The sequence below is a fragment of the Pseudovibrio sp. WM33 genome (assembly GCF_001623165.1).
Lineage (GTDB): Bacteria > Pseudomonadota > Alphaproteobacteria > Rhizobiales > Stappiaceae > Pseudovibrio.
The window spans coordinates 48,724-56,040 of record NZ_LMCK01000024.1 but is presented as its reverse complement, the minus strand read 5'-3'; the positions used below and the strand labels follow the sequence as shown (position 1 = coordinate 56,040).

The following is a 7,317-nucleotide window of genomic DNA, read 5'->3' as shown; positions in this document are numbered from 1 at the left end:
CCCACCTAACCGGGTCAATTTTGCATGCCGATTCACATCTATGGGGTTTACCTAAGTGAGTGTCTTTCTGGATGAGCCCCATCTTCTCTTCCTGCATGGTGAAAAGGCTCTTATTTGCACCGCAAAGTTCAAAAATGGAAAAACAACAGAGGGAACTGTTTATTTTTACGGATATGGCAGCTTGTGTTTGTGGTGCATGAGCGATATTTCTCAGCCAAAGAATCTTGCGAGACAGTGAGGACAAGATGGTCAATTTCGCGGAACAAAGAACACTGATGGTCGACAATCAGCTGCGGACCAATGATATTACAGATCTGCGCATTATTGGTGCTATGGGCAAGGTGCCTCGCGAAAAGTTCGTTCCGGAAAACCTGCAGGAGTTGGCCTATATTGATGAAGATGTAGCCGTTGATGAAAAAGGCGAGCGCAAAATGCTCAAGCCGCACATCTTTGGCCGTCTTGTTCAGCTGGCTGATATCACTGCCAAGGATGTTGTGCTTGTGGTTGGCGCTGCCTCTGGTTATGGCGTGGCGATTGTTTCCTACTTGGCAGAAGCTGTTGTTGGTCTTGAAGTTGATGTGGCGCTGTCTGAAGCGGCCTCAACGAATCTTGAGCAGCTGGGCATTGAAAATGCTGCTGTGATTGATGGTGATCTGGCCAAGGGTTATGCGGCTGACGCGCCTTATGATGTTATTCTGGTCAATGGATCCGTTGAAGAGCTGCCGGAAGCCTTGACTGCTCAGCTGAAAGACGAAGGTCGTCTTGTTGTGGTTGAGGGGGAGAGCAATGCGGGCGTTGCACGGCTTTACACCAAGTCTGGCGGCAATGTGAGTTCTGTGTTTGCGTTTAATGCGCATGCATGTGCGCTTCCAGGTTTTGAGAAGCCGGAAGTCTTTGAATTCTAAACGCTTGCGATGCAGATACTGAGATGTGAGGCGAGGGGCAACCTTCGCCTTTTTTTGTTTTTCTGTGAAGTGTTGTGATGAATTTCCGTTTTCGTGATGTGAATTACAGATTTGTCTCAATGCTGGTTTAAAGCACTTCAAACTCTGGTGGGGTAAAATAAGAACTGGTCACTGCTGCTGTCTTTTCTATCAATGATGTAGAGATATCCACGTTTCAATCATTGGGTGAAAAAACGGTAGTAAAAACTTAATGGTTCTATTAGTGTGCCTCCGGGGAATGATATTCTGCGATTAGTCTAGGCAATTATATCGATAAGATGTTGCTTGTTCGTCGCAGTGTTTATTTTTTTCCAAAATCGGCTTGATCGTCGGTTTCGGAAAACGCCGAATAAGATATACATTTCGGCGAGTGTGTTGGGTTTGCGGTTCGTAAGATTGACCCTGTTTGAGGCATATGAAGTGGTTTCTCGGAAAACGTTAACGGGTGCAGTTGCAGTAGTCGGCTTGCTTGTGAGTGCTCAAGGCGCGAATGCTCTTTCAATTAAAGAGGCATTGGCTGCTACCTATCAGAATAACCCGACATTAAACGCATCACGCGCTCAGCTTCGTGCGACAGATGAAGGTGTGCCACAGGCTTTGGCCGGATGGCGCCCAAGCATTATTGCCAGTGGTAATTATGGTTACCAGTGGCAGGAGACACAGGGCACTAACCGAAACCGTAATGAGTATACAGCATCCTTGCAGGTTACTCAGCCGCTGTTCCGTGGTTTCCGGACTGTGAACTCTACCCGTCAGGCTGAAGCTATTGTTCGTGCTCAGCGTGAAGATTTGCGTACAGCAGAGCAGACTGCGCTTTTCCAAGCTGCGACCGCATACATGGACGTCATTCGCGATACCGCGCTTGTGTCTTTGCGTCGGAGTGATTTGAAATTCCAGGAAGAGCAGGTTCGGGCCTCTAAAGATCGCTTTAATGTGGGCGAAGGTACGCGGACGGATGTTTCTCAGGCTGAATCAGGTCGTGCTCGTGCGCAGTCCACACTGAACACAGCGCTGGCAAACCTGAACACAAGTCGTGCGATTTTCCGTCAGGTGATTGGCATTGATCCCAAAAACCTGAGCGCTCGCACCAATGTGACAAGCTTGTTGCCGAAGACTGTTTCTTCTGCAATCTCTATTGGTCAGGAAGAGCATCCTGCGATCCAGTCTTCTCAGTTTCTGGTTGATGCCGCTCAGTTTGCAGTGAAAACTGCTGAGGGTGTATTGCTTCCGACTGCTGATGTTCAGGGAACATTGTCCTATAGCGACAACAACCTTCCTGGCGTGTCTGGAAAGCCGACCAGAACAGCATCTATTTTTGGTCGTGTGACTGTTCCTATCTACCAGAATGGTAGCGAATACTCTGTTGTGCGCCAGTCTAAAGAAGATCTGGGCCGCACCGAGATTTTGGTTGATGTGTCCCGTGATAGCATCCGTGCTCAGGCGATCTCCTCCTGGGGGCAGCTGAATGCATCGATCGCTTCCATTACGGCAGCTGAAGCACAGGTTGCTGCGGCTCGTCTTGCTTTGGAAGGCGTGATTGAAGAGCAGCGTGTTGGTCAGCGGACCACGCTTGATGTTCTGGATACACAGAGTGATCTGGTGGATGCGCGTGTAACATTGGTGACAGCGCAGCGTGACCGTGTGGTTGCTGCTTATGCGGTTCTTTCCTCTGTTGGTCGTCTCGACTATAACAGCCTGGCATTGACCGGTGCGCGTTATGATCCAACTGAACACTACCGTCTGGTACGTGATAAGTGGATTGGTCTGCGGACCCCGGATGGGCGTTAAGCTCCTCTGATATAATGAAATTTTGGAGAAGGGAGCCTCACGGGCTCCCTTTTTTGTTGCCGCATTTTCAAAATTGCTCGTTTTCCTTGTGGGAATTGGCATTTTGCAGAATATGCGGGTGTCAGGCGGGACCGCTTTTCTCTTATATTTAAGTAAGTATTTATTAATGAACTGAGTCGGAAAGCCGGCGGATTAGACGCGATTAGAAGTGGAGCACATACATGGGAGCTGTCTCACAGGGTAACGAGCCTTCCATGGAGGATATCCTGAGCTCGATCCGCAAGATTATTTCGGATGACGAAGCAAGTGGCGCAGAACAGATGACAGATGCTGCATTGAGTGACGCGGACGCGGGTCGCGAATTATCACAGGACGATCTAGATAAACTCTTTGATGATGCGCCAGCGGAAATGGAACCTGCTCCAACTCCTGAGCCAGAAGTGGTGAAGGATGCGGAACCAGACGTTCTGGAGCTGACGCAAAAAGAGCAGATCGACGAGCAATCCTCCTCATTGAAAATTATTGAAGGCCTTGCTGATGAAGACAAGGAAGAGGATGGAGACATCGCTTTTCTTGATCAGCCGGGTCCTGAAGCGTTTGGGTTGAGCAGCATGGGGCAAGATGATATTCTTGAGCCTTCTGCTGCAAAAAGCCCGGCGGAAACACTTATCTCAAGCGCGACGGACGAAGTTGTGTCCAGCGCCTTTAACGGTCTTGCCAACACGGTGCTGTCCAAGAACGCCCGTACGCTGGAAGAACTTGTGGCTGAGATGCTGCGCCCAATGCTGAAAGGCTGGCTCGACCAGCATCTGCCAAGCGTGGTGGAGCGGCTTGTGCGCCAAGAGATCGATCGCATCTCGCGCAAATAATCCTCTGGATGTGAGGGGAGAAGCACTCCCCTTCACACATCCGCTCTCTGCTACTCTTTCTAAGAAAACCGTGTCAAAACTGATCTGTGGTGTGGGCTGTTTGGGTATTTGTCGCTCAAATAGGAGGCCGTTAGGTACATGCTATAGTTTATCCTTGGTTCCTCCTCTTCTTTGTGTGTTTGCTTCTACAATAGGGTCGTTCGTAGCTTTGAGCGGACTTTCCGTTTCGCCGTAGTTGGTGACGAAGGGGTGGGCGACTTCGATGTTTTGGTCTGAAATAAGTTTCAGGGTGCGGATGATGATGCTCTCCTGAATGGCGAGATACTCATCACGAGTTGCGGCCTGAACGCTGTCCTCGATCTGGATCACAATGCCGTTTTCATCAATGTTCTCCAGTCTCACCTTTGCTGCATCTGGTTGGGACAGCGGATGTTTGGCCAGCATTCGTTTGATCTTGGTGATGAGCTTTTCCAGTTGCTCTGCGCTGGTGTCGTACTTCAATGCAAATCTCAGAACGACGCGGAAGTGATCTTTCAGCGTGTAGTTCATGAAGTTCATCTTGGCGAGGTCGGCGTTAGGAATAGTGACCAGCGTTCTGTCCGTGGTTCTGATACGGGTTGAGCGCATACCGATGGATTCCACGTGTCCGCGCACCTTGTTGAACTCGCAATAATCTCCGACACGGACAATGCCGTCCGCATAGAGGATCAGGCCGCCGAGGAGGTTTTCGAGCGTGGGTTGAGCGGCCAGAGCGATCGCGAGACCGCCGACACTGATACCAGCGATAATGCCGTAGAGCGGGATATTCAGGCGGGTTGCACCGTAAGTGAGCAAAATGAGAGCGCACAAGATGGCGAAGAACTGCGTTGCTGTGCGAATGATGCTGCGGTCGATGGAGGCAACACCGCGGTTCTTGAGCAGTACCAGCTCGCTCAAGAGGCGCAGGATTTTGTAAATGATGACGGCTCCGCCAATCCAGACTAGTGTTTCGATGGTCAGGTCATAGACCTGCAGAACCGGGCCACCGATATTGATTTGATAGTCAGCCAGATAACGCAGGAAAATGAGAGAGCCGACAATCACGCCGGAAGTGATGATGCTGAGCACTTGCCGCCGAACAGGCTTATTGCGCTCTGGCAGGCGCCGCATGGTGGTGACAAAGAAGAAAAGAATGACCGCGGCGATTGCTGTGATCAGGATCAACGCGAACCACTGCCAGACGGCCTGTCCATAATACAGCTCCAGTAGCCATGGTGGTTGGCTTTCAATTAACGAGAACCAGGCTGGGGGAAGCAGGTGCCCAGGACTGCTGGCGAAGAAGTGATAAAGGTCTTGCGGAATGGGTGAGCGGGACGGGAGCGCTTTGACTTCCTCATAAAACTCTGGAATCCGGTCCACTGTTTGTGCAGAGAAAACATACTCCCCTTGCTGCGGTCCTTCAGTCATCTTGGTGATAACGATTTGAGTGAAGGGGATCGTCCAGGAGTTTTCTAAATCGGCCTGATTGAAGTCGTAGGTGCCTGCGGTCGTTCCTGGTATATCCGGGAAAGGTGGAAGTGGGATGCGGTCCAGTATCTCTTTGAGCTGCAGGACTAGCTCAAGTGATGTTTGCTGGCGTGTTGCGCTAGGGAGCCCGGAAAGATCAAAGCAGTCTCTTGCACGCTCAAGAAGAATCTCGGCGAGATGGATCTTGTTTTGAATGTGTTCATGGCTTTTGCTCATGCCAAGCGTTTCCATAGAGAACGCACCCATACCTGTGTTTTCTTCGTAAGCTTCCTGAATGAGGTGGTTGGTCTCCTCCATGATGTCGAGAAAGCTGTCCAGTGTCGCTCTTGGGGAGCTGGTGTCAGCAGGTGCGAGAGGGAACATGCCGATGATGTCTTTTGCGCGAAACTCCATCAAAGGCATTGCCGGCATGCGCAGTGTCTCAGGCATGCCGTTTTCGTCAGATGGCATCTCTGGCTTTTCAGAGGGAGCTTTTAGGATCTCCTTTTGCTGCTGTTTGATGTACTTCTGGTAGAGGGACTGGGCGGGAGCCTCGCTCGAGAGTGCCAGAAACAAAAGAACGCAAAAAAACGCAGCAAAAACGCGTGTAACGCACAAATAACGCAAACCAACGCAAAGCACACTGGAGGCCAGGTGTGGCTGTTGTTGCTGGGTTATCGAGGGCTGTTGCTCTGGTTGCATTGAGGTCTCGGTTGTTGGCTGCTTCCTGCTCTATGAAACCAGCCACTCAAGACCATTTGGACAATCCACGCCTTGTTATTTAAGTAAAATTTGCCGGTGGCTTATCGTGGCTTTCGCGCAACGCCTGTGGGTTAGCTGAGATTCCTCAGCGATTGCCGCGTGTTTGCCTCGTTCTGGCCTTTTCCCCGTAGCATTCCAGTGCTAAGCCCTTTACAGCTCGGGCGTTTGAATCACTAGCTGCTGGAAAGTTTTATGGGTTTTACAATGCGTAAATATCTTGGGCGCGCTGCATCCTGCGCACTTGCTGCGTTGATCGGTGGGGTAGCATTTGCATTGCCTGCACAAGCTCAGACACCAATTAAAAACCCGGTTGCAGTGTTCAAAGGGCTGGATAAGATCACCGGCCGCATTACCACGTTTGATGTCTATATTGATGAGACAGTTCAGTTTGGTGCGCTTCAGGTAACGCCGCGCGTTTGTAATTCCCGGCCTCGGACAGAAGCCTCTCAAACCACTGCGTTTATTGAAGTTGATGAGCTTACGCTTGACAGTAAAGTTCGCCGGATTTTCAGTGGCTGGATGTTCGCAAGTAACCCTGGTGTTCATGCCGTTGAGCACAGTGTCTATGACATCTGGCTGATCAACTGTAAGAAAACGACTTCTGTGCCGCCACCAGAAGGATACGCTGGTCCAGCTGTTGATCTTGTCTCCGAAGAGGATGATCTTGCTGGTAAGGACTTTGTTTCTTCAGGGGAAATTCCGGTGCCACGACCGAAGGTTGTTGCAACACTGCGGTAAATGATGCGGCCTCTCAGATGAGGCCGTTTTTGTTTTTAGGTGGAGCAGGGCGCATATCCTCGATGATCTGCAGCACTAATTTGCCAGAGCTCTCCTGCGGTAGTGCGTGAAAATCTCCGAGTACCATCAGCGCATTTTCCAGCAGCTTGCCATACTGCTCTTTGGGAACTTCTGTCGCCCCGAACTGTTCCAGATGTTCTGTTACGAACTGAGCGTCCAGTAACCTGTAGCCTCCATAGAGCAGACGGCCATACAGATGCACAAGGGCAACCTTGGAGGCGTCCCGCTCCAGTGAGAACATGCTCTCCCCAAAGAAGGCACCGCCCAGTGATACACCGTAAAGGCCGCCAACGAGCTCGTCAGCGGCGTTATAGACTTCGATTGTGTGGCAATACCCCATGGCAAAAAGCGCAGTGTAGAGCTTGCGGATCTCAGTGTTGATCCATGTCTCTTTACGTTCTGACGTGGTTGTCGCGCAGTGAGAGATTACTGCGTTGAAATCACGGGAGGCTTGAACGACAAACTTGTCGGAGCGGACGGTTCTGGCGAGCCGTTTGGGGATGTGAAATGAATCGAGCGGCAAGATACCTCGCCGCTCGGGATCAATCCAGAAAAGATCAGGAGAGTCAGCAGTCTCAGCCATTGGAAAGATGCCACAAGCGTATGCTTTAAGCAGAATTTGTGGGGTAATCTTAAATTCCATGCTGGCCTGCTTTTGACCTCCCTAAATC

At 50.7% G+C, this 7,317-nt stretch carries 5 protein-coding genes and 1 pseudogene; 4 read left to right on the top strand and 2 right to left on the bottom strand.

The annotated features are described in order from the left end of the window. Positions 1-245: 245 nt before the first annotated feature. From PsWM33_RS06580 to PsWM33_RS06570, 3 genes are all read left to right on the top strand, one after another. A complete protein-coding gene (locus PsWM33_RS06580) occupies positions 246-905 on the top strand; it encodes a protein-L-isoaspartate O-methyltransferase family protein (RefSeq protein ID WP_063299627.1) in 660 nt (219 codons plus the stop codon). Positions 906-1,364: 459 nt separating this feature from the next. Beyond that, positions 1,365-2,732, top strand: coding sequence for a TolC family outer membrane protein (locus PsWM33_RS06575; protein WP_063292423.1), 1,368 nt, complete (start codon positions 1,365-1,367; stop codon positions 2,730-2,732). 221 nt (positions 2,733-2,953) lie between these two features. Beyond that, a complete protein-coding gene (locus PsWM33_RS06570; RefSeq protein WP_063299626.1) occupies positions 2,954-3,601 on the top strand; it encodes a PopZ family protein in 648 nt (215 codons plus the stop codon). Positions 3,602-3,742: 141 nt separating this feature from the next. Here PsWM33_RS06570 and PsWM33_RS06565 read toward each other — a convergent pair whose 3' ends face one another. After that, positions 3,743-5,788, bottom strand: coding sequence for a mechanosensitive ion channel family protein (locus tag PsWM33_RS06565; RefSeq protein ID WP_208994421.1), 2,046 nt, complete (start codon positions 5,786-5,788; stop codon positions 3,743-3,745). A 252-nt stretch (positions 5,789-6,040) separates the two neighbouring features. Here PsWM33_RS06565 and PsWM33_RS06560 point away from each other — a divergent pair. Continuing rightward, positions 6,041-6,466: pseudogene (locus tag PsWM33_RS06560) on the top strand (DUF2155 domain-containing protein); the annotation flags it as partial. A 133-nt stretch (positions 6,467-6,599) separates the two neighbouring features. Here PsWM33_RS06560 and aat read toward each other — a convergent pair. Next, entirely contained in the window at positions 6,600-7,289 is a 690-nt protein-coding gene (aat, locus tag PsWM33_RS06555; protein WP_063299624.1) for a leucyl/phenylalanyl-tRNA--protein transferase, read from the bottom strand. Between the last annotated feature and the right edge of the window lie 28 nt (positions 7,290-7,317).

Bases quoted from the DNA above. Each gene is read 5' to 3' on its own strand.
- PsWM33_RS06580 (WP_063299627.1), top strand. From the start codon at position 246: ATGGTCAATTTCGCGGAACAAAGAACACTGATGGTCGACAATCAGCTG.
- PsWM33_RS06570 (WP_063299626.1), top strand. From the start codon at position 2,954: ATGGGAGCTGTCTCACAGGGTAACGAGCCTTCCATGGAGGATATCCTG.
- PsWM33_RS06565 (WP_208994421.1), bottom strand. From the start codon at position 5,788: ATGCAACCAGAGCAACAGCCCTCGATAACCCAGCAACAACAGCCACAC.
- aat (WP_063299624.1), bottom strand. From the start codon at position 7,289: ATGGAATTTAAGATTACCCCACAAATTCTGCTTAAAGCATACGCTTGT.